General features: G+C 49.3%; 21 protein-coding genes and 2 tRNA genes. 14 read left to right on the top strand and 9 right to left on the bottom strand.

Features of this window, described 5'->3' with window-relative positions; all coding sequences use genetic code 11:
• Positions 1–53 precede the first annotated feature (53 nt).
• The gene (locus ACJMM9_RS17415; protein ID WP_405329870.1) at positions 54–737 is read right to left on the bottom strand and encodes a M15 family metallopeptidase; all 684 of its coding nucleotides are present in this window, start codon (positions 735–737) and stop codon (positions 54–56) included.
• Positions 734–1303: a crossover junction endodeoxyribonuclease RuvC gene (gene ruvC, locus ACJMM9_RS17410; protein ID WP_405329867.1), complete on the bottom strand. Its 570-nt coding sequence runs from the start codon at positions 1301–1303 to the stop codon at positions 734–736. Before ruvC ends, ACJMM9_RS17415 begins: the two co-directional genes overlap by 4 nt.
• A 384-nt stretch (positions 1304–1687) precedes the next feature.
• Here ruvC and ACJMM9_RS17405 point away from each other — a divergent pair, with 384 nt between their 5' ends.
• Both ACJMM9_RS17405 and ACJMM9_RS17400 read left to right on the top strand, forming a co-directional pair.
• Positions 1688–3571 carry a CHC2 zinc finger domain-containing protein gene (locus tag ACJMM9_RS17405; RefSeq protein ID WP_405329865.1) on the top strand — a complete coding sequence of 628 codons (1884 nt, stop codon included), beginning with the start codon at positions 1688–1690 and terminating at the stop codon, positions 3569–3571.
• Complete coding sequence (locus ACJMM9_RS17400; RefSeq protein WP_405329862.1) at positions 3571–4755, top strand: glycosyltransferase; 1185 nt, start codon at positions 3571–3573, stop codon at positions 4753–4755. The genes ACJMM9_RS17405 and ACJMM9_RS17400 overlap by 1 nt, the downstream gene beginning before the upstream one ends.
• A gap of 68 nt (positions 4756–4823) precedes the next feature.
• On the opposite strand, the gene ACJMM9_RS17395 is transcribed toward ACJMM9_RS17400, so the two are convergent.
• Positions 4824–4897: transfer RNA gene (locus tag ACJMM9_RS17395), tRNA-Pro, on the bottom strand.
• A gap of 117 nt (positions 4898–5014) precedes the next feature.
• Positions 5015–5689, bottom strand: coding sequence for a hypothetical protein (locus ACJMM9_RS17390; protein WP_405329859.1), 675 nt, complete (start codon positions 5687–5689; stop codon positions 5015–5017).
• A 94-nt stretch (positions 5690–5783) separates the two neighbouring features.
• Here ACJMM9_RS17390 and ACJMM9_RS17385 point away from each other — a divergent pair, with 94 nt between their 5' ends.
• Positions 5784–6533 (top strand): HAD family hydrolase, encoded by a 750-nt coding sequence (locus ACJMM9_RS17385; protein WP_405329856.1) that lies wholly within the window; start codon positions 5784–5786, stop codon positions 6531–6533.
• Between the two features lie 82 nt (positions 6534–6615).
• Here ACJMM9_RS17385 and ACJMM9_RS17380 read toward each other — a convergent pair whose 3' ends face one another.
• The 4 genes from ACJMM9_RS17380 to ACJMM9_RS17365 all read right to left on the bottom strand — a co-directional run bounded on the left by ACJMM9_RS17380 (position 6616) and on the right by ACJMM9_RS17365 (position 9928).
• Positions 6616–7254: a hypothetical protein gene (locus tag ACJMM9_RS17380; RefSeq protein ID WP_405329854.1), complete on the bottom strand. Its 639-nt coding sequence runs from the start codon at positions 7252–7254 to the stop codon at positions 6616–6618.
• Between the two features lie 65 nt (positions 7255–7319).
• A complete protein-coding gene (locus ACJMM9_RS17375) occupies positions 7320–8540 on the bottom strand; it encodes a tyrosine-protein phosphatase (protein ID WP_405329851.1) in 1221 nt (406 codons plus the stop codon).
• Between the two features lie 27 nt (positions 8541–8567).
• A complete protein-coding gene (locus tag ACJMM9_RS17370) occupies positions 8568–9179 on the bottom strand; it encodes a DUF2238 domain-containing protein (RefSeq protein ID WP_405329849.1) in 612 nt (203 codons plus the stop codon).
• Positions 9180–9202: 23 nt separating this feature from the next.
• A complete protein-coding gene (locus tag ACJMM9_RS17365; protein ID WP_405329846.1) occupies positions 9203–9928 on the bottom strand; it encodes a TonB family protein in 726 nt (241 codons plus the stop codon).
• 286 nt (positions 9929–10214) lie between these two features.
• On the opposite strand from ACJMM9_RS17365, the gene miaB reads away from it, so the two are divergent.
• The 10 genes from miaB to argS all read left to right on the top strand — a co-directional run bounded on the left by miaB (position 10215) and on the right by argS (position 18785).
• Positions 10215–11537 carry a tRNA (N6-isopentenyl adenosine(37)-C2)-methylthiotransferase MiaB gene (gene miaB / locus ACJMM9_RS17360; RefSeq protein ID WP_405329843.1) on the top strand — a complete coding sequence of 441 codons (1323 nt, stop codon included), beginning with the start codon at positions 10215–10217 and terminating at the stop codon, positions 11535–11537.
• 135 nt (positions 11538–11672) lie between these two features.
• On the top strand, positions 11673–12599 hold the full coding sequence (locus ACJMM9_RS17355; protein WP_405329840.1) for an SPOR domain-containing protein: 927 nt from the start codon (positions 11673–11675) through the stop codon (positions 12597–12599).
• 117 nt (positions 12600–12716) lie between these two features.
• Positions 12717–12800 (top strand) — tRNA-Leu (locus ACJMM9_RS17350).
• A gap of 25 nt (positions 12801–12825) precedes the next feature.
• Positions 12826–13557, top strand: a complete 732-nt coding sequence (locus ACJMM9_RS17345) for a hypothetical protein (protein ID WP_088639284.1) — start codon at positions 12826–12828, stop codon at positions 13555–13557.
• A 6-nt stretch (positions 13558–13563) separates the two neighbouring features.
• Positions 13564–13920 carry an aspartate 1-decarboxylase gene (gene panD, locus ACJMM9_RS17340; RefSeq protein ID WP_072827166.1) on the top strand — a complete coding sequence of 119 codons (357 nt, stop codon included), beginning with the start codon at positions 13564–13566 and terminating at the stop codon, positions 13918–13920.
• Between the two features lie 143 nt (positions 13921–14063).
• On the top strand, positions 14064–15578 hold the full coding sequence (locus tag ACJMM9_RS17335; RefSeq protein WP_405329836.1) for a flotillin family protein: 1515 nt from the start codon (positions 14064–14066) through the stop codon (positions 15576–15578).
• A 71-nt stretch (positions 15579–15649) separates the two neighbouring features.
• Positions 15650–16231 (top strand): hypothetical protein, encoded by a 582-nt coding sequence (locus ACJMM9_RS17330; RefSeq protein ID WP_405329833.1) that lies wholly within the window; start codon positions 15650–15652, stop codon positions 16229–16231.
• Positions 16231–16683, top strand: coding sequence for a LytR C-terminal domain-containing protein (locus ACJMM9_RS17325; protein ID WP_405329830.1), 453 nt, complete (start codon positions 16231–16233; stop codon positions 16681–16683). Before ACJMM9_RS17330 ends, ACJMM9_RS17325 begins: the two co-directional genes overlap by 1 nt.
• A complete protein-coding gene (gene rsfS, locus ACJMM9_RS17320; RefSeq protein WP_405329826.1) occupies positions 16667–17086 on the top strand; it encodes a ribosome silencing factor in 420 nt (139 codons plus the stop codon). The genes ACJMM9_RS17325 and rsfS overlap by 17 nt, the downstream gene beginning before the upstream one ends.
• Entirely contained in the window at positions 17073–18785 is a 1713-nt protein-coding gene (gene argS / locus ACJMM9_RS17315) for an arginine--tRNA ligase (RefSeq protein ID WP_405329824.1), read from the top strand. The genes rsfS and argS overlap by 14 nt, the downstream gene beginning before the upstream one ends.
• Before the next feature lie 134 nt (positions 18786–18919).
• On the opposite strand, the gene ACJMM9_RS17310 is transcribed toward argS, so the two are convergent.
• The gene (locus ACJMM9_RS17310; RefSeq protein WP_405329821.1) at positions 18920–20038 is read right to left on the bottom strand and encodes a fibrobacter succinogenes major paralogous domain-containing protein; all 1119 of its coding nucleotides are present in this window, start codon (positions 20036–20038) and stop codon (positions 18920–18922) included.
• Between the two features lie 107 nt (positions 20039–20145).
• On the opposite strand from ACJMM9_RS17310, the gene purU reads away from it, so the two are divergent.
• On the top strand, positions 20146–20985 hold the full coding sequence (purU, locus tag ACJMM9_RS17305) for a formyltetrahydrofolate deformylase (RefSeq protein WP_254917266.1): 840 nt from the start codon (positions 20146–20148) through the stop codon (positions 20983–20985).
• The last annotated feature ends 8 nt before the right edge of the window (positions 20986–20993 follow it).

Raw genomic sequence — 20993 nt, 5'->3', positions numbered from 1 at the left:
GCCCTTTGGGCTCAGTATGACGTTATGCATTCCTCTGTATGATGTAATACATTTTACACAAAGTAAGGATAAATGTATTCCTCCGCGAGCTGCGGGAGGTTCGCCAGTACAGCGCGTTTGCATTCCATGTCCGAACGTTCATAGATGCTCCGCAGCGTGTCTAGGGAGAAATGTTCCAAGCGCTTACGCGATGTCGGCAAGTGCGCAATGTGCCAACCTTCAGGCTTGATTTTTCCGCGTCCAGGAATGAACACACGGCTAAAGCCAAACGATGTTCCAGATTCCATCCGAGACGTCAAGAACTCATGGAACTTCGCAAACATGCCACTGCACTCCGCTGGCGTAAGCTCTACCTCGTAGCCCTCCGGACACGCAGCTCCATCGACGACGTCGATGTCCGTCCCCAGATGGTGACGGCTCGCCCCCGGCAATGCCGACCATGTGAGAATCGCATACATCAGCTCTTCTTCGTCTTTCGGGCGTTCCATCGGTTCACCCTTTTCATTCAAAAGCTTCAGTTCGCCACGCGCCTTGCGGTTCCAAATCGAGAGTTGCTTTTCAAATGAGCGGTACGCCGATTCAATGCGCAGTTCAAAACCGTTCGCCTTGGCGTCTTCCGAGAAGGTCCGCAAATCGCTTACAATTTCGCGGTCTACAAAGTATCCTGGCTGGAATTCCACCAAGTCCGGCGTTCCAAGGCCGTAGGGCAACAAATCTTGAGACGACAAGTCCGTCATTGAATCGTCCCTCCCATTTTTTCAATCAAGTCTTTCCACTGTTGCACCGTTGTTTTCTTTTTAGGCTTCGATTTTTTGCCCAAAAGCGACTGCGCCAACGGAGCCGGGTTCGCATGAGTCCATGCAATCGCAAGCGCATCCGACGCATCAAGCGGGAGATCCCCGCCAACGATTCCCAGATGCGCAAAAATCATATTCGCCACATGTTCCTTCGAGGCGGCGCCATCGCCTGTCACGGCCTGCTTCACGACTTTCGGCGGATATTCCTCATACGTCATTCCACGACGGTGGCATGCCACAAGAATCGCCCCTCGGATATGCCCAAGCACCAAAGCACTCTTTACGTTTTTAGCAAAGAACACGCCTTCCATCGCAAGCGCAACCGGGTGGTAATGGTCCAAACGCTTTTCCAGTTCCGTTACGATATGCACAAGCCTGTCTTCGAGATTTTTGGCGGCGTTCGCATGGAACGTGCCATATTCCAGCACCTGAATCTGGTTGCCAGTCTTTTTCAAGAATGCATATCCGGTCGTAATCGAACCCGGGTCAATACCAAGAATAACCATAATTCAAAAAATAGATAAAGATAGGCTTATCGCCAAAAGCTTATAAAAAATTCAAGTATGAACTTCATGCGGGCGGGGCCCCAGCTCGGAGAATTCTTAACCCATCCTGGCGCAAGCGCCAACCTTACGGCTCAACCATGACCATACAAGTATGGTCGCGGCACTCGCCTTTTAAGGTTGTGGCCGACGCTTTTATTCGTTCAACGAAGTACACTCTTCCTATTTAATTCAATATCACACTTACACCTTTAATAATATTCCATCCTTGATAAGACCTGTTTTTCCCATTAAAGAATACATGAAAGACTAAAGAATTGCCTTTTTTTCAAAAAAAAACGCATCTACGGGAGCGTACTTTATTAGATTTCTCTATAGGAGGCCGCAATGCTAATTGACCAGGAACACGCAGACTACATGAGAACAAAAGCCCACCCGAGGCAGCTGGGGATTCCTCTGAGCCGCTGGGGCCGTAACCTTATTGCCTGCTGCCCGTTCCACGCTCCAGAAGAGACATCGCTGTTTTTCTACGATGCTCTAGGCTACTGGCGGTACCGCTGCCTTCAATGCGGCGCCGAAGGCGACCTGGTCGACTTTCTCATGAAAAGCCGCTTTAACGGCATGGACGAACAGACCGCGCGTACTGAAGCCTTTGAATTCCTGGGCACACTCGACAAGGACCTGGCAAACAACCAGGATAGCGAACACCCCTGGGTCAAGGAAGTCGGCGGCGAAAAGTCCAAGGTGCTCGAATGCTTTGTGCGTTACTGCCACTGGGCCGCCTGCAAAAGCCCGTCCTCGGCAAAGTTCCTCGAAGCCCGCGGCTGGAGCATTGGACAAGCCCAACTTTACGGTCTCGGCTATTACAGTGGCGACCCCGAACCGTTTATCAGCTACTGCATGCTCTCCGGCATCGAACGCCACCAGATCAGTTTTTACCTCGACAACCTCGAAGCGTACCACGAACCGCGAATTACAATTCCGGCCCGCAATTCCAAGGGATTTATCCATTCTGTCTATGGAAGGCTCATCGACGATAACGAAAAGAGCCACACCTATATCACGTATGCTTCGGGACCAACCGTCATTCCGTTCAACATCCAGCCCGACAGCGAAAACCCAATTATCGTGCAGGGGTTCTTCGATGCGCTCACCGCAGACCTCGCCGGCATCCCGGGCGTTGTCTCCACAATGTACCAGGAACTAAACGTCAATCACCTCTACAAGCTTAAAGCCTGTGGCGCCGAAGCATTTACCGTCATACTTCGCCGCGAAGAAGATCGACGAAACCAGGAACTTAAAATTCAAAAGTACCTGAAGCTTGCCGAACAAATGCACATGAGCCTCAAGTCCATTGTGCTCCCGAAGGACGAAACGGTTGATACTTTTGTACGCAAGAACGGCGCTGACAAGCTTCTCGACCTCATTTCAAAAACCGAAGTCGATACCATACACTCGCACCGCCGCTCCATGCTGTTGCAGGACATCAAGGAAAACTTCGATACAGCAATGGCATGCCCGCCAGACCAAAGCGTAGGCTATAAGCTCAGCACATTCCCAAAGCTTACCAAAGAAATTGACGGTGTGCAGTCGGGATGCTTCTTTGTATCGTCACACCCGTTTGGCCTCAAGACATTCCTGCTTTCAAGCCTTACGCTAGACCTCATCGAAAGCAACCCGAACCTCAAGGTCATTTACGTCGCCTACGAAACACCGCGTCGCCAAATTTTTGACCGCCTTGTTTCCATGCTCATCGGGCAATCCATTTTGACCGTCCGCAAGCAAAATACAGACAACGAAATCAACAAAAAGATTTTGGAAGCGACTCGCGACCTGATGGGCTACGTGCGCAACAACCGTCTCGAAATCTGGGACGACATGCCTTCGCTCGATTTTAGCGATTTGCTCAAGACTCTTAGCCAGGAACTCAAGGACCACCCGGACTTGATTCTCGTGATTGACGGCATCGACCACATGAAGATTACCGACCGCCCGGAACTCCCGGACATCCACGAGAAGCGTTCGTCCATCATGCTCGACTTGTACAAAGCGCTCGACATTCCAATTTTCCTCGGTGGAGAACTCATCGATTCCAACATGGGACTTTTAGGCCCGCGCGCGTACCTCCGCGATTCCGACGCCATTTACTGGCTTACCGAAAAGGACGGCGTTCTGAACCTATCCGTCGATTCCAGGCGTTTAGGCTCAAGCCGCATTTACGAAAATAATATTTCGATTGACACACAATCTAGCCGCATGAAAGAAGCTTAATGTTTACCATTGTCGATTTCAATAATTTCTGGAGTCCGTCGGGAGGCGGAGTCCGCCGTTACCATCTGCAAAAAATGGCGTTTTACGAACATCAAAACGATGTCCGTTCCGTTTTCGTGATGCCCTCGTCAAGCACTTATACCGAAACCAGAAGTGAAGGGTTAATTATTGAACATGTCGAGGCGTTTCGATTTCCGGGTAACTGGGAATACCGCTTTATGTGGAAATCCCACCAGATTCGCCCGATTCTCGAAAAGTACAAGCCAGACGTGATTGAAGTGGGATCGCCCTATATTTTGCCTTCAGTCGTTCGCCATATTGCAAAGAAAATCGTGCCGAACGCGGCTTTGTTCAGTTTTTGGCATGCCGATTTCCCAGTGACTTATGTCGGGCGCCCGATAGCCAAAAAGCTTGGCGCTGGCGCAGGCACGTTCTTCCGCAAGCTCGCGTTCTGGTATGCCAATCAAGAATTCAGCGGATTTGATTGCGTACAGGCATCTTCAAAAGAAGCAATGGCGCGCCTCAAGAAGAACGGACTCCCCGACCCGCGCTGGATTCCGCTCGGTTGCGACATTGACACGTTCTCGCCGAGCCGCCGCGACGAAGCGCTCGTCAAGGAACTCAAGGACGGCGACCCGAACCGCCTCACGATATTCTTTCCGCACAGGCATTGCAACGAGAAAGGTATAGACCTCGTTCTTGGCGCTTACGACATTTTAACGGAAAAGCTCGGGCACGAACCCGCGATTGTCTTTGCAGGCACAGGCCCAAGCCTCCCACTTGTACAAGAAGCCGCAGCCAAATACAAGCACGTAAGCTATATCGGCTTTGTGAATTCCATCGACGAGATGGCCCGCTATTACGCAAGCGTCGATATGGGGCTTGCACTTTCTGGCTGGGAAACCTTTGGGCTTTCGATTCTGGAAAGCATGGCAAGCGGAAACGCCCTCGTCGGAGCCGCCGCCGGAGCTGCATTCGAGCACGTCACCACCTCTGGTGCAGGCACAATCCTCAAGGAACGCACTCCCGAAGCCCTGGCAGATGCCATCGTCGAGCTCTACCATTCCGACCTCACCGAGAAAAAAATCAAAGCCCGTAAGTACGCTGAAAAATTCAGCTGGAACGATTGTTTCAAGCGCCAACTCGCTTTGTACAAAGAAATCGCCGAAAAAAAAGGCAATTGAAACCAAGCCACGTTAAAGCCCCGCAGGCCATAACGCAAAAAAGACTCGTCAATGACGAGTCTTTTTAGTCGGGATGACTGAATTCGAATCAGCGACCTCTTGAACCCCATTCAAGCGCTCTACCAGGCTGAGCTACATCCCGAGGTCTCTTACAAGAGTATGCCAAAGTTAGTTAAACCACGGTATTTTTTCAAGGCAAACTCCCGAAAAAAGCATTAATTAGCCCATTCCGGCAGTTCCAGTCCTTTCTAGAATAGCGCTAGTCCTTCCAGTAACCAACAATCAGCACTTCGGGCGTTGCCTTCGGGAATTTCTTGCTCTTGAAGCCCACAATCTTGCGGATGCTCTTCTGCTTGAGTTCCCAGCCCGTGCGCGTAAGCCCAGCGGTCGAAAGCGTCACCTTGATGCCAGGCACCTTGCCGCCTTCTTTGATTTTGCCCATGTCATCGACATTGAGCATCACGTTCTTAGTCTTGAGCTTAAATTCCTTTTGGGCATTTTCGTCAAGCGCCAAGTCCGGGCGAGTCTTCTTGTCCGTACCCCAGACGTAGAACGTCCATTCACGCTTTTCGTTTGCGGCATAATAGCCCGTATCGAAAAGCTTTTCGCCAAAGAAAATCGGATTTTTCACATAGCCGTCAAGCTGAGCGGCATACGACTTGCCCTGATTATCGACCATCACCACGACCGGGTTGATTTGGCCATCCATGCCTGCAAAATCCATATCGAATTCAATCGTCACCGGAGCGTTCGGCGCAATTTTCGTCGGATACTTGAAGTTCGACATGCCAATACCTTGGCCCATCACAGTTTCAAGGATAATTTCTTTATTCGTAATATTGGCGCCCTTGATGACGATATGGCGCACATCGCCCTGGTCCGCATAACCAATTGGATACGGGTCCGGCACAAAGCGGATAATATCTTCAGCCATGACGGACGCCGAGAAAGCAAGAGCCGCCACAAAAACAGATTTAAAAATTCTAGACATCATGGTGTGAATATACAAAATTTCTAGCTTTGGCGCCATGACAACACTCGACGAAATCAAGGCTCTCATCGCACAAAAAGAACTGTTCATCTTTGACTTGGATGGAACGCTCTTCAATACTCTCGGCGATTTGGCGCCAGCCGTAAATTACGCGATGACTCAATTCGGCCTGCACACGCATAGCAACGATGACGTGCGAACGTTCATCGGGAACGGTTCCATGAACTTGATCCGCCGAGCAGTCGCAGCAAATTTCATTTCCGTCACAAGTACGCGCAATATGGAAAAAGTCGCCGAAACGCTCGCCTGCGAAAACTACAGCGAAGAGAAAGTCAAGGAAATCCATAAAGTTTATTCAGATTTTTATTGGGAGCATTGCACCGAAAATACGGAACCTTACGAAGGTGTAGTAGAAGTCGTGCAACGGATTGCAACAAGCGCCGGGTCAAGACGCACGGCCATGCTCACAAACAAGCCGGTCGCCCCAGCACAAAAGATTCTCAAAAAATTCGGTCTTGAAAATTCTTTCGCCACATACCTCTGCGGAGACACCACGCCCGAACGCAAGCCAAGCCCCGCCGGCATTTACGAGATTCTCCGCCAGACAGGAATCGCCCCCGAAAGAGCAATTATGATTGGCGACGACACGCCCGATGTTCTTGCGGCAAAGAACGCTAACATCGATTGCATCACGCTTTTCAATGGTTTCGGCAAAGCAGAAAACTTGCTCCCGCTAGAACCGCGTTACACCGCAGGCCATATCAAGGACTTCGCAGAGTTTATTTAACGAAACACGTCATCCTCCGATAGGAGGATCCATACAATTAAAGGATACTTTTTATTCCACTTGCAGCGAAGGCTGTTTAAAATCACTTGATGGGAAAAGGAATAATTTCGTATAGATTAATAGGAAACGTAATAGTTCCACCAGTTTGCGTTTTTGGGAACATCCAATGACTGACAGATTCTTTTATTTCTTCATTCATGGCACTAAAGGGACTGTTTTCAGCGATTGTAGTCGATGTAATCTCAACTTTTCCAACTTCGCCGCTTGAAGCAATATTCAATGTCAAAACAATTTTCCCTTCAAATTCATTTGCGGAATCCGAACGATTCCTTATATTCTTGTTGCAGACATAACGTAAACCAGGAACGCGCTGGCGATATACCTTTAAAAAAGATTGAACATCTATATCAAGTCCTTTGATAACGATATTTTTTCCAGACAACGGCTTTATACGACACCGAGGAACATACCCACGAGGACAATTTTCGCAAACAACATCCGAAGGAACGCCATAAAGAGCCACATTTTGATTTTGTATAAATCCACCCAAGTCGGGTTTTAGCGTTTTTACAGGAATACTGTCACGATAAATTTTAGAGAGTTCACCCTTTTTCGGCTTTATCGGATACGTCTTTTTATCGGAATCATTACAAGCCGCCCACAGCGCTGCAGCGGTCATCAAAGCGATTTTGCCAAGAAATTTGCTAAAGTTTTTTGCCATACATCATAAATAACAAAATTTAAGGGACGCAAACAACTCCAATAAATACCCCCAAAGACTTTTATCTACTTCAGTCGTACTTTCAGCGCTTCGATTTCGCTCTTTTCCATGCCGAGCGCAAGCAAATACTTTTCTGCTGCAGCCGCCAAATCTGCATTCTCGAAATCAGAAACATCAACATTTTCTACTTTGTACGCATTCTGCATAAGCCTTACGATAATCGTCTGAAGCAGCTCAACCTGCTTTGCAGTTAAATCAACATGTTTGCCATCAATCACGTTATAGAAATTCTTGTGAGTCGTGGCATAATCCGACTTGATTTCATCAGCAGTCGCCCCCATCAGCGCTTCGAGTACAGCAATCGTAAACCCGGTTCGATCCATGCCATACGTACAATGCAACAGATACGGACCATCATGTTCAATCATATAGCGCAAACCCTTGACAAGCCCTTTCTTGAAAAGCGTATTCGCAAAAGTAGGATCAACAGCAAGATACACCACATTCTGCTTTGCATAATAAGATTCAGCAAAGCCATCGTATTCTTCGGCATACCGCTTATCATCCGCAAGATTCACGAAAGTTTTGATGCCAGCAAGTGCAGCCAAGGAATCAGCAAACGCACTTCGATGAATCGATGGGTCAATCGGGCTTGACGAACGGTACAACACCCCCTCGCCCATTCCTGTTGTGCGCACCATTCTAAAATTTGCAAACTCCTCAATGGACAAATCAGGATACGATTCTGGAGAATAAGCAAACGAAAGCGACTTCAAATTTTCGAGATGGTCCACATAGCCACCCTTTTCCTTCATTTGCACAACAACATCAATCGGGAATTTCGAATCACGCCCAAGGCCAATAACCTCCGCCATCTGGCCGTAACGAGCCTCAAGATTGATAGCGTTCAACCCTCTGGAAGCATACAAAAAGAACTCTCCCGGGAACGCATCGCTGTAATTTGCAACCACAGGAACATCCATCGTGTCATACCCAGCAATCATCACCGTCACAACATCGCCATAATCAAACTTGACCAGGAACGAATCCGCAACAACATCAAGACTCACACTCCCCAAAGCATAAATTTCAAACGTATCTTCTACAATAGTCGTTGAAACCGAGACCAGTTCATTCGCAGAAGAACTCGACAAAGTCTCCGATGAAGAATTTCGTTCAGGAGCAATGGGGAAATAGTTAGTATTTTCGTCTCCACAAGCCGCAAAGATCAACGCAAAGGCTAGCGCGTAAAACGCCGTCATCTTTTTACCTAAAGCATCAATCAAAAATCCAACCATAATTTAAATATATTTTTAGGTTTCTGATTTGCGAAATCTTTTAGCATTCAAACAAATTAAAACAGAAACAGTCGCCCCGATAAGGCACATAAACATATCCGTCTGCGTATCCCAAATGTAGCCTTGCGTTCCCAAGAACGCCTCCGTATCCGTCGGATTGCTGAGTGATGCCAGCCACTCGATAATTTCATAAAGCGCAGAAATCGCCTCGGCCACGCACACCGATAAAAATCCCGTCCAGCCAGCCGTCTTGATAGGAGTCGTGCGACGCAAAAGTTCAATCATCACAAGCGCAGGTGTAACGCCTTGCATCAAATGCCCGATTTTATCGTAATTGTTGCGCGTAAAGCCGAACCAGTCTTCCATCCAGAATCCAAGCGGTACCTTCGCATACGAATAATGCGCCCCCACCAAAAGTACCGCCATGTGGAGCGCCATGACCACATAAAGATACGTGGGCATCCTGAACTTTTTGTAAGTAAATACAAGAACCACTAGCCCGATAATCGCGGGTGCCGCTTCAAGAATCCACGTGAGGTAAGTATCCTCAACTCCGATAACAGACCAAAGCGTTGTCAGGAGAACTAATGCTAGCAAGAACAAATGAGATTTTGCGATATTATTCATGCTTAGAAGATATAAATTTTCGATTATTTAGGCTGCGACGAAGTTTTATCATCTCTAAAAAAACGAATGGGGACATAAACAACAGTCATCCCTGATTTAACCTTAGAGAACGTCCATCGGCTTACTACGGTTCTTATCTCTTCATCAAAATTATCAACACCCGTAGTCGATTTCTTTATTGAAGATTCTTCTACCGTTCCATCTGCAGCAATCGTTAACTTCAAAATGATTTCACCTTCAAAAGCATTAACAGAATCATTCTTGAAGTATTTTCCGTATAATTGCCTTAGAACGAGACTCTTTTGTCGAAAAACACGTTCAACTCTAGAAAACATGGCTTGATTAAGAGTTTGCGTGTTTGCGAATTCAATATTTTTATAAAAAACTTTCAATGTACGAAAATAACTATTTTCAATGGCAGAACTATTTTCAAAACTAGGATAACGTCTTGCACAAGCACCATAATCACAAGCATGTTTAAGAAGGCGTTCTATATCAGCCATAAAAGAATCGTTAGAAAACACATTCGCAAAATAATCGTCTTTTTCCGATGCATGCGGCAACGCCGCAGAATCAGACGATTCAACAGGATTGGATATTTCAGCAACACCGAAACGGTCCGAAGCGCGGCTTAACGACTTTTCATTTTTCGAATCTTTATCGACATTACCGCAGCCAGCCCACAGCATCGCTGTAGCCATCAATACCAACTCGCTGAAATATTTGCTAAAGAAATTTGCCATAGCCATAAATAACAAAATTCAGAACAAACAATCAATGAAAAAAGATTTCTTTTACAATTCTTTTTCACATCGTTTTGGATCAAAGGCTTTTCAGAACATTCCTTTGAGACTATGAGTTTTTTGCATTTTTCGCACATTCGAACTCCAACACCCACCATTTTTGCCCTTCATCTCTCGTCTCTCGCCTAAAAATCTATCTTGGCACGCTTCGCGTGCATTTAGTACGGCTCGGACATGCTCGTTCAAGCAAGCTTGACTCGCGCGTCGCTCGCCTTTTACTAAATTTGCGCGCATGAAAAAATACCACTTGGCCACATACGGCTGCCAGATGAACGAATACGACTCCGCGATGATTGCGCAGGAGCTGGACATGTGCGGTTGCGTCGAGACGAACAACCAGGAAGACGCCGACATCATCATCGTGAACACCTGCAGCGTACGTGAAAAGGCCGAGGAAACCGCCATCGTGAACATCAGCAAGCTCAAGTACTTGCGCAAGAAGAATCCCGACGTGAAAGTCGTCGTGTGCGGTTGCATGGCCAAGAATCGCGGACCAGAACTGCTCAAGCGCCTCAAGAACGTAAACTACATTGTAGGCCCGGACCAGTACCGCAAAATTCCGGAACTTCTGTTCGGGGATGCACAAAGCCCGCTGCACAAGACGCACCACAAGATGTTCATCGACGAAGACCGCGACGAGAACTACCTCGGTGAATACGCCAAGCTCCAGAATGACGTGAGCGCATTCGTTGCAATCCAGCGCGGCTGCAACAAGCGCTGCAGCTACTGCATTGTACCATACCTCCGCGGTCCCGAGAAATACCGCGACATGGACGACGTGCTGACTGAAGTCAAACGCGCCGCCGACAAGGGCATCACCGAAGTGATGCTGCTCGGCCAGACGGTGAATGCATACAAGACGCCAAACGCAGACTTCACGACATTACTGACAAAAGTTTCTGAAATCGGCGGCATCAAGCGCATCCGCTTTACAAGCCCGCACCCGCGCCATTACACGAACGAACTCATCGACGTTCTCTTGAACAACCCGAAAGTTTGCCATTACGCGCACATTCCGCTCCAGAGCGGCTCCGACGCCATTCTCAAGAAGATGCGCCGTCAGCATAACATGGAACAGTACATGACCGTCATCGAGCAGTTGCGTAGCCGTGACCCGTACTACGCGATTTCGACAGATGTCATCTGCGGATTTGTCGGCGAAACTGACGAAGATTTTGAACAGACGATCAAGGCGTTCGAAGCTTGCCAATTCGACACGGCATACATGTTCATCTACAGCCCGCGCAAAGGCACCGAATCGTTCAACGAAGCCGAAATCCTCACGCCCGAAGAAAAGTCGGCACGCCATTCACGCCTCGTAGAACTCCAGAACGCCATCACACTCAAGCGCAACCAGATGATGATTGGCCGCACCGAAGAAATTCTCGTCGAACACGGTTCCACCCGCGACAAGACGGAACTCGTCGGCAAGACGGACAACTTCAAGAAGGTCATTTTCAAGCCGGAAGAAGGCCGCATCATCAAGCCGGGCGATTACGTCAAGGTGAAAATTGACGACATCCGCGGCTGGACGCTCCGCGGCACCCTCGTGTAGCACGACCGAAAGCCACTGACCGTGCGTTCCAGTCAGACATCGTAACTTACGGAATATCAACGAGTTACGCGTTCAAAACGTGCCATTTCGTAAAAATATTTATATCTTTACTCTTGAGGGTAACTAGAGGGTAATATGGCTAAATATTTTATTCACAATTTGGTTATTACAGGCGCACTGAGCGCGTTTGCCGCTACAGCTTCCTTTGCTGAGGCCGCTCCGACTCTCGCCACCGCCCAAAAAGCTTACGTCAACGGCAACTGGAAAGTCGCCGCCGCCGCATACGAACAGGTTTGCCCGAACGAGCCCGAAGCCTCTCGTACCGAATGCTATTTATGGAACGTGCTAGCCCTTTCGCAAACGGGCATCGCCGCTGATTTCAGCAAGGCCGGCAAGCGCCTCGACAGCCTCATTGACAAGACGAACCCGCAGCAAGCCATTTACGCAGACCTCATGATGACCAAGGCTCAGTTCCAGATGTACCTTGGCCGCTACAATAAGGCTGCCGAATCCCTCGTACACGCCATTGAAACTTCGCAGCCGCATCAGGTGACCGTGCTACAAAAGGTCTGCGTCGCCGTCCAGGACCGCGCCCACAGCGAAGATTTGAACGAAGCCTGCAAGAATCTCGGCAATCCCGAAGCCCAGAAGCTTGCCGCCGCCAAGAAGGAACAAGCTCAAGCCGAGCAAGCAAAAGCTGAACAGGCCGCAAACAATAACGCTGCTAAAATCGCTGATTCCAAGGCCGCAGCAAACACCGCCACGGCCGAACCCGCACAGGCCAAGGCTCCCGAAGCAAAGCCCGCCGAAACAAAATCCGCATGGCAACTGCAGCTGGGCGCATTTGGCGTCAAGTCCAACGCCGACCTGCTCGTAGACAATCTTAAAAAGCGCAACATCAACTGCACCATCAGCCAGAACACGCTTGAAAGCGGCAAAGTCCTCTATATCGTGCGCACAGGCCCATTCGATACAAAGGAAAGCGCAGTAGATTACGGAGCAAAAAAGCTGGCTCCGCTCAATGTGGAATTTAGGCCGATGCTAATCAAGCAATCCCTTTAAGCAATTAAAATTATACTCGAAAAAATTTTTTACAGTTTTTAACGCAGAAAACTTGCGTTTTTTCGCTTTATACCTACAAAAAAAGCAAAAATAGTGCTATATTTGTTGTGCTCCCCCGCCGGGGTGGTGAAATTGGTAGACGCGCTGGACTCAAAATCCAGTACTCGCGAGAGTGTGAGGGTTCGATTCCCTCCCCCGGCACTAAACGTTTAAGAAAGAGATCAAAATGAGTAACATGTTCAAAGTGCTTTCTGCTGTTCTTTTCGCGGGCTCACTAGCGTTTGCTCAGTCTGACGACCTCTTTTCTGACGATTTCCAAGATGCTGCTACAGCAGACTCTATTGCACAGGCAAACGCCGAAGCAACAAATCAAGCAAACATCGGTAACGCTCAGGCCGTCGGTGGTCAGTGGGAAGGCTTCAAGTACGAAGACATGGGCCTTACTCAGTGGGAATACCAGCAGGCTAAGGAACAGGGCGTTTCTCGTGAAAAGCTCACGAAGCTCGTTGAACTCGGTATCCGCCCGACTGAATATTTGCAGAAGCCATGGAATCGTCTCGGCGTGAGCGAAGAAGATTGGCTCAGCCAGCGTGCCGAAGGCATGGAAGATGCAGACATCGACCGTTCTTACCGCTATCGTAATGGCGACCAGAGCAGTGCCTATATTTCTCTTCTGATTCCGTCTTACTATCAGTGGAAAACAAAGCAGACTGCCAAGGCAACCTTCATGGATGTCCTCGAAATTGGCAGTATCGCAACGACAATTGTTCTTTACTCTCAGGATAAGAGCTACTGGTGGTGGGGATTCATCGGAATCGCAGCCGCTCATCTCTGGTCCTTTGCAGATGCTTTTATCACCACTCAGTGGGATAGCAATCCAGACGCAAACCGCTTCAGCTTTGGCATCATTCCGACTCCGGACCAGGGCGTTGCAAGTTTCTTCAATGTCAAGTTCTAAGCAGCAATGCAGCTAGAATTACTTAAAAGCAAAATTCATCGCGCTACAGTTACGGATGCGAACCTCAACTATGAAGGCTCCATCACTATAGCCCGCGATCTGATGGATGCAGCAGGCATCCTTCCTTTCGAAAAAGTTGGCGTCCTTGACGTCAATAATGGTTCCCGCCTTGATACGTATGTGATCGAAGGCAAAGCCGGTTCTGGCGTGATTTGCTTGAACGGTGCCGCAGCGCGCCTTGTTCAGCCGGGAGACCTCGTGATTATCGTGGCTTACGCAACGATGTCCCCAGAAGAAGCCAAGACCTGGAAGCCAACCGTCATCCGCGTTAACGGAAAAAACGAAATCATCGAAAAGATCTAGCAGACGGATTTCTGCTTTTGAATGTCCCGGCTCCGCCGGGCTTTTTCTTTTTATAACAAACCGCAAAAAAATTTCCGTTTTTGCTTTTTAGAACAAATCAAATGTTGTATATTAATTGTAAACTATAATATTGAGGTTATTCAATGCAAATAGACTTAATGTATGTCGCTGTAGGCATCGCAGCACTTTTTTTCATCTGCATCTTCACGATGTCCTACATCAAGGCCGCACCGGACGAAGCCATCATCGTTTCCGGTATCCGCAAAGAACCTAAGGTTATCATCGGCCGTGCCGGTTTCAGAATTCCGTTCTTCGAACGCGCGGACCACCTTTCCCTGCAATTGATCCAGATTGACGTAAAGACAGGCAGCCCCGTTCCCACCAAGGACTACATCAATGTATCCGTGGATGCCGTCGTGACCGCCAAGATTTCGGACAATCCAGACCGTCTCAAATCCTCAGCTCAGAACTTCTTGAACAAGAAGCCCGAAGATATCCGCGCGATGATCGTTGACATTCTCGAAGGTAACATGCGTGAAATTGTCGGCCGCATGCAGCTCGTGGACCTCGTGGGGGATCGCAAGCAGGTTTCTGAACTCGTGCTCGAAAACGCGATCCCGGACCTTGAAAAGCTCGGCATCGTGGTGCAGACATTCAACATCCAGAACTTCGAAGACGCGAACGGCGTGATTGAAAATCTCGGTGTCGATAAGACGTCTGCCATCCGCAAGGCTGCCGCCATTTCCAAGGCTAATGCCGAACGCGATATCAGCGTCGCACAGTCGCAGGCCAAGAAAGAAGCAAACGACGCAGCCGTTGCCGCAGAACTCGAAATCGCCCAGAAGCAAAACGACCTCGCCGTGAAAAAGGCCAACTTGCAAAAAATTTCCGATACGGAAAAGGCAATCGCAGACGCCGCTTACGAAATCCAGAAGCAGACTCAGCAGAAGGAAATTAACGTGGCACAGGCCGAAGCTGAAGTCGCCAAGCAAGAAAAGGAAATTGAAATTCGCGAACGCATGGTCATGGTGACCGAAAAGGAACTTAAGGCTCAAATCGAAAAGAAAGCCGAAGCCGAACGCCAGGCCCAGATCCAGCGCTCCGAAGCCGAACTTTTCCAGCAACAAAAAGACGCCGAAGCCGTCCGTTACAAGGAAGAACAGCGCGCCAAGGCCATCAAGCAGATCGCAGACGCCGAAAAGGAAAAGGCTTTTGCCGAAGCTGAAGCCACAAAGGCAAAGGCTCTCGCTGAAGCTGAAGCCACAAAGGCAAAGGGTCTCGCTGAAGCTGAAGCCATCAAGGCACAAGGTCTTGCAGAAGCCGAAGCGCTCAACAAGAAGGCCGAAGCCATGAAACTTTACGGCGACGCTGCCCGCCAGGAAATGCAGCTCAAGACCATTGAAAAGTACTTCGAGCAGATGCCGCAAATCGCAGCCGCCATCGCAAAGCCGATGGAAAAGATTGGCAACATCACCATGTACGGTGAAGGCAATACGGCAAAGCTTACTGGCGACATCACCAAGACGCTTACGCAGGTCACGAACGGCCTCACGGATTCGCTCGGCATCGACCTCCGCACGGTACTTGGCTCCATGTTCGGTGCAAAACTCGCCGGAGTCACCAAAAACGACGATCCCAAAGCCGACAACAAAAAATAATTCCTGAAAAATCAAACTCAACCAGGAGACTTCGCTTTATTCCGAAGCCTCCTTTTTTATATATTCACTATATGCGATTCGTGTGTTTTACAGTGTTGTTCCTTGCTGCGCTTGCCTTTGCCACCTCCCCCGCAAAGGCAGACTCGGCTGCGCTCTCGGAAACACTCGTTGCAGCACAGGATACTGTTGTCGATACAATCTACGTTATCCAAGAAAGCGGCATTCCCTGGAATCGCGAAAGCTTTGACCCAGAACGCCTTGTACGTCACGACACCTTTGATCCCGCACTGAAAGTAGCCTACACCTATTCCGTGAGCTTCATCGGCGGTTCATTTGGATCGTTTGCGCAGCAAAGCTTCATGGCACATTTCGCATACGAATTTACGCCAGCGCTTCATTTGTATGCCAATGTAGGTCTTTGGATGCCGCTTTATTCAAGTCTCCGCTTTGGTAAAGGCATCGCACGGGAAGATGTAAAACAGGGAAACGTAGATGTCCTGATTCCTGATATTTCACTCGAATACAAACCAAACGATAAAATGACGTTCAGGGTCATGTTCATCAACGAAAAAGACGCATTCAAGGCTTACGGCCCTTATAATCATCTCTACGAGCCATGCACTCCGTGGAGAAATTCTATCTTTTGCAGGTGATGAATGTTCAGTCAATCCAAGCTTGCAAAAAGCTTCGCAAAGCCTTGACGATATTGACGCTGTTGCCTGTCGCTACAGCGTTTTGTGGCTGCGAAGAAGAAAAGCCAGCGCCGGTCGTTCGCAAAGTTCATAACATCAAAGGCGAAGTCGAAGTGCTGAACAGCTGTAGCATGAAAGGCGCAGCCACCCAGATGCGCGCTTTCTTACGCAATAATGGATTTGATGTAGTCCATATCGGCAATGACCGCCTCCAAAACTACGACGAAACGATCATCGTGCTTAGGAACCCGGAATGGGAAGGTGCGCAGGCTCTCGCAGCCACCTTAAAGACAACGAACGTTCTTGTCATACTCGACAAAAACGCCACAGTCGATGCCGTCGTACACACAGGTAGAGATTTTCAACAAATAATAGAACCCGATCAGGGAGAACAAAATGACAGCAACAAATAACCAAGATTTTTCTGAAACCGTTAAGCTTGGTGCAGGAATCCTTTTTGAACTTCGCGCCCAGAACGTGCAGCTCATCGACCTCCGCGGCGTCAAAAACGAAGCGGATTACTTCCTCATCGCCACTTGCGAAAGTGAAGCCCAGATGCAGGCCATTCTGAATGAACTTACCAAGGAATTCAAGGCTCGCAAGCTCCACTACGTTGGTGTTGAATACAAGGAAGGTGTGCGTTGGGCCATCTTCGATGCTGGTCTTGACCTGATGGTTCACCTCTTCGAAGAAGAAAAGAGAAACGAAATTTCCTTCGACCGTCTTTACGCAGACGGCAAACTCATGAACCTCGACGAACAAGACTTCATCCGCGAAGACAAGAAGAAGTCTGGAGACGACAATGAACTCATTTGATGTAGAAATTGCAAAAGCCCTCGCCGCAACGGGTGCATTTGCAGAAGATACGGCTTTGAAACTTATCTCCGTGCCGCCTGACACGAGCCACGGAAACTACACTATTCCGTGCTTTTCGCTTGCAAAGACACTCCGCAAGGCACCGAAGCTCATTGCCGAAGATTTAGCCGCCAAGGTTCAGCTCCCGGCAGGGCTTTCCAAGGTTGAAGCCGTGAACGGCTACCTCAACTTCTTCATCGACCGCGGATTCCTCGCCAAGTCCACCCTCGACGAAATCGCCGCCAAGGGTCTCACATACGGCCATGCCGAATCGAACGGCAAGGTTGTCTGCATTGACTACAGCTCCCCGAACATCGGTAAGGAACTCGCCTTCCACCACTTGCGTTCCACAATGATCGGTAACTCGCTTGCCCGCATCTACAAGGCTGCCGGTTACAAGGTCGAACGCATCAACCACCTGGGCGACTGGGGCACCGCTTTCGGTAAGCTCATCGTGATGTACCTCCGCGAAAAGCTCCCGACCGATGACGCCACTTTGAACGCACTCACTGTGAAGGAACTCAACATCCTTTACGCAAGCTTCTCCAAGGCCTCCAAGGAAGAACCCGGTCTCGAAGACGAAGCACGCGCCGCATTCACGAAGCTCGAACAAGGTGACGAATTCTACCGCAAGCTGTGGACCGCATTCCGTGCCGCAACGCTCAAGGAACTCATGCGCATTTACGACATGATGGGCGTTGGCTTTGACCACTACACCGGTGAATCCTTCTTTGAAGACAAGATCCCGGCAGTGCTCGACGAACTCCGTGAAAAGAACTTGTTGGTAAACAGCCAGGAACGCGACGTGGTGATGCTCGACGAATTCGACCTGAACCCGTGCCTTATCCGCAAGAGTGACGGTTCCACGTTGTACGCAACCCGTGACCTCGCCGCCGCCATCTACCGCAAGAAGGAATACAACTTCGACAAGTGCCTTTATGTGGTGGACCTCGGACAAGCACTCCACTTCAAGCAGGTGTTCCACGTCTTGAAGAAGATGGGCCGCGAATGGTACAAGGACATGTACCACATTCCGTTCGGCGTGATTCTCCAGATGGTCGATGGCAAGTGGGAAAAGGGCAAGACCCGTACCGGTACGGCAAGCCTCCTTCGCGATGTGATCGAAGCCGCCCAGAAGAAGATTCTCGAATTCATCGACGAAAAGAATCCGACCCTCGAAAACAAGGAACTCATCGCTCGCCAGATCGGTATCAGCGCCCTTACCTTCAACGACTTGAAGAACAGCCGCTTGAAGGACGTCCGCTTCGACTGGGATGCCGTCATGAGCTTCGAAGGCGATACTGGTCCGTACGTGCAGAACGCACACGTCCGTCTTTGCAGCATTATGCGCAAGGCCGGCTACACCGTTCCGGTGGCCGACGTGGATTACGCACAGCTTACCGATGACGCCGCCTACAGCCTCATCAACATTCTCGCCAAGAAGGGCGAAAAGATTCTCGCCGCCGTCAAGGACGATGAACCGAGCGTACTCGCGCAATACGCACTCGAAATTGCCGAAGCCGCACACAAGTTCATCCACGAAGACCGTGTGCTCGGATCTGCCGAAGAAAAGTCCCGCTTGTTCCTCGTGCAGTCTACGCAGATTGTGCTTGAAAACGTGCTCGACTTGCTCGGCCTCTTCCCGATCCGCCAGATGTAACCTAGACGAGAGAACGCGACTTCGTCGCTACAGACGAGAGACGAAAGTAAAAAAGCAAGAACATATGTTCTTGCTTTTTTCATAAATGCTAGACTAAAAAACTCTCGTCTCTAGTCTCTCGTCTTTCGTCTAAACTAATTCCCGTTAATGCATCTCACAGAATAGCCGTTGTTCCTAGCCGTTGCCGGAACGAGCTGGCGAACCATCTGGTCGCTCATGCGTCCCATAGCCCAAAGCCAAATCGTTTCGTTACGGCCATTCTGTGCAGACCAGAAGCCAGCGTATTCGCCCATGTCTTCATAGCGAACCGTAGACTTGCCGAGAAGCTTGCGATAGCCCGAAGAGAAAATGGTGAAACCGTATTCGTCGGTACCGCCACCGCCCTGCCAGCCAGTCGTAGCCTTCATCTTTGTAGCAAAGTTACCGCACTTGTCCACACCATCGTAGCAACCCGTGAGGCCCTTGAGCATGTCGGACCATTCGCGGTCACGCGGCAAGTGCCATCCTTCCGGGCAAGCCTTGCGGGCACCTTCGAGGTCGTACAGACGACCGCTACGAGCGCAGTAAGAATCCTTGTCTTCATAGCACCAGGAGTGGCCTTCAACATTGTAGTTCACGTTCTGGGCAAACCATTCGCGGCCTTCGACCTTGATGATTCGGTAAACTTGTCCGTCACGCGGGTCCGTAAACGAAGTAGACTTGTCGCGAATTTCGGCGCGGTGTTCCTGCTCGGCAACGCGGAATGCAGAGAGCTGTTCGCGCTTGTACTTCTGGCGACCTTCAAGTTCTGCGACCCAAGCCTTCTGGGCCTGCGGATTTGTAAACTTTATACGCAAATCATGGACGTTGAACAAGTCGTTACCGCAAGCAAAGTCCACACCGGCGATATTGATGATGAGGTCTTCGTTACCAAAACGCCGCGGCTTGTCAAAGTATGAAACCCAAGCCTCCATCGTATTACGGCAGCTTTCGTAAAAATTCGGATCTTCGACCATCTTTGCCGGAACAGTCATGTTACCCGCAACAGAAAAGTCAAACTTATCATCAAGAATACGGAACGAAACCGGCTGGATATTCTTGTAGTGCGTGTATTCGCCAAAACGGATATTGCCGTCAATCTTTGCCGCAGTGTAGTCACCCTGGCCTTCGGCGTTAAAAATGGCATCCCACGTTTTTGGGGGAGCAGCAAATACCTGCGCGGATAAAATGAGCGCAGAGCAAATTCCAAGTTTGAACAATTTAATTCTCTCCATTTATCAATCCTTTTTATATTCTTATTGTAATGTTAGTTATTTTTCATCTAGTTGTTCGTAAAATATTTGGTAATATGGCCTAAATTTTTTAATATTGTAATATGTCTATGACTCGTTATATTCTTCAGATCCTTTGCCCTGACCAAAAAGGGCTTATCGCCGGCACCACGCAAGTCCTTGCCAAAGCCGGAGCAAACATCATCGACCTCCAGCAACACACCGCTAAGGATATCGAAACCTTTTTCTTACGCGCCGTATTCGACATCGAATCAGACGACATTCCCGAAGTCAAAAGACACCTCGAGACCATCGCCCCGCACCTTCAGCTCAACTGGAAGCTATTCGATACCTCCAAGACCGAACGCGTTGCCATATTCGTTTCAAAGACTGACCACTGCCTTTACGACCTGCTCCTCAAGCATCGCGACGGCGACCTCCCCTGCGAATTCAGCTGCATCGTGGGTAACCACCCGGATCTAGGTCCTGTTGGCGGATCTTTTGGCGTACCGTTCTACTATGTGCCGTCCAACCCGGACAAGTCCATTCCCGAGAACCGTTTCCGCGAAATCATTGCCGAAACAAACACCGATACCGTTGTACTCGCCCGCTACATGCAGATCTTGAGCGAATCGTTTACCGAAGAATTCAAGTACCGCATCATCAACATCCACCACGGATTCCTGCCGGCATTCAAGGGGGCAAAGCCCTACCACCAGGCATGGCACAAGGGTGTAAAGATCATCGGTGCTACAGCACACTTTGCGACAGAGGACCTCGACCAGGGGCCAATCATTTGTCAAGACATCCAGCGCGTTCCTGAAACGGCAAGCATCGATGAACTCGTCGAACTCGGCAAGGACATTGAAAAGCGTACGCTGTCGCAGGCACTCAAACTGTGGCTTGAACACCGTGTGTTCGTTCACGCCGGCAGAACATTTATTCTCTAGGAGATCCC

The organism is Fibrobacter sp., assembly GCF_045112255.1.
In the GTDB taxonomy this organism is placed as follows: Bacteria; Fibrobacterota; Fibrobacteria; order Fibrobacterales; family Fibrobacteraceae; genus Fibrobacter.
Note: the sequence above shows the minus strand (reverse complement) of the source record. Positions and strands in the feature narration are given on the sequence as shown.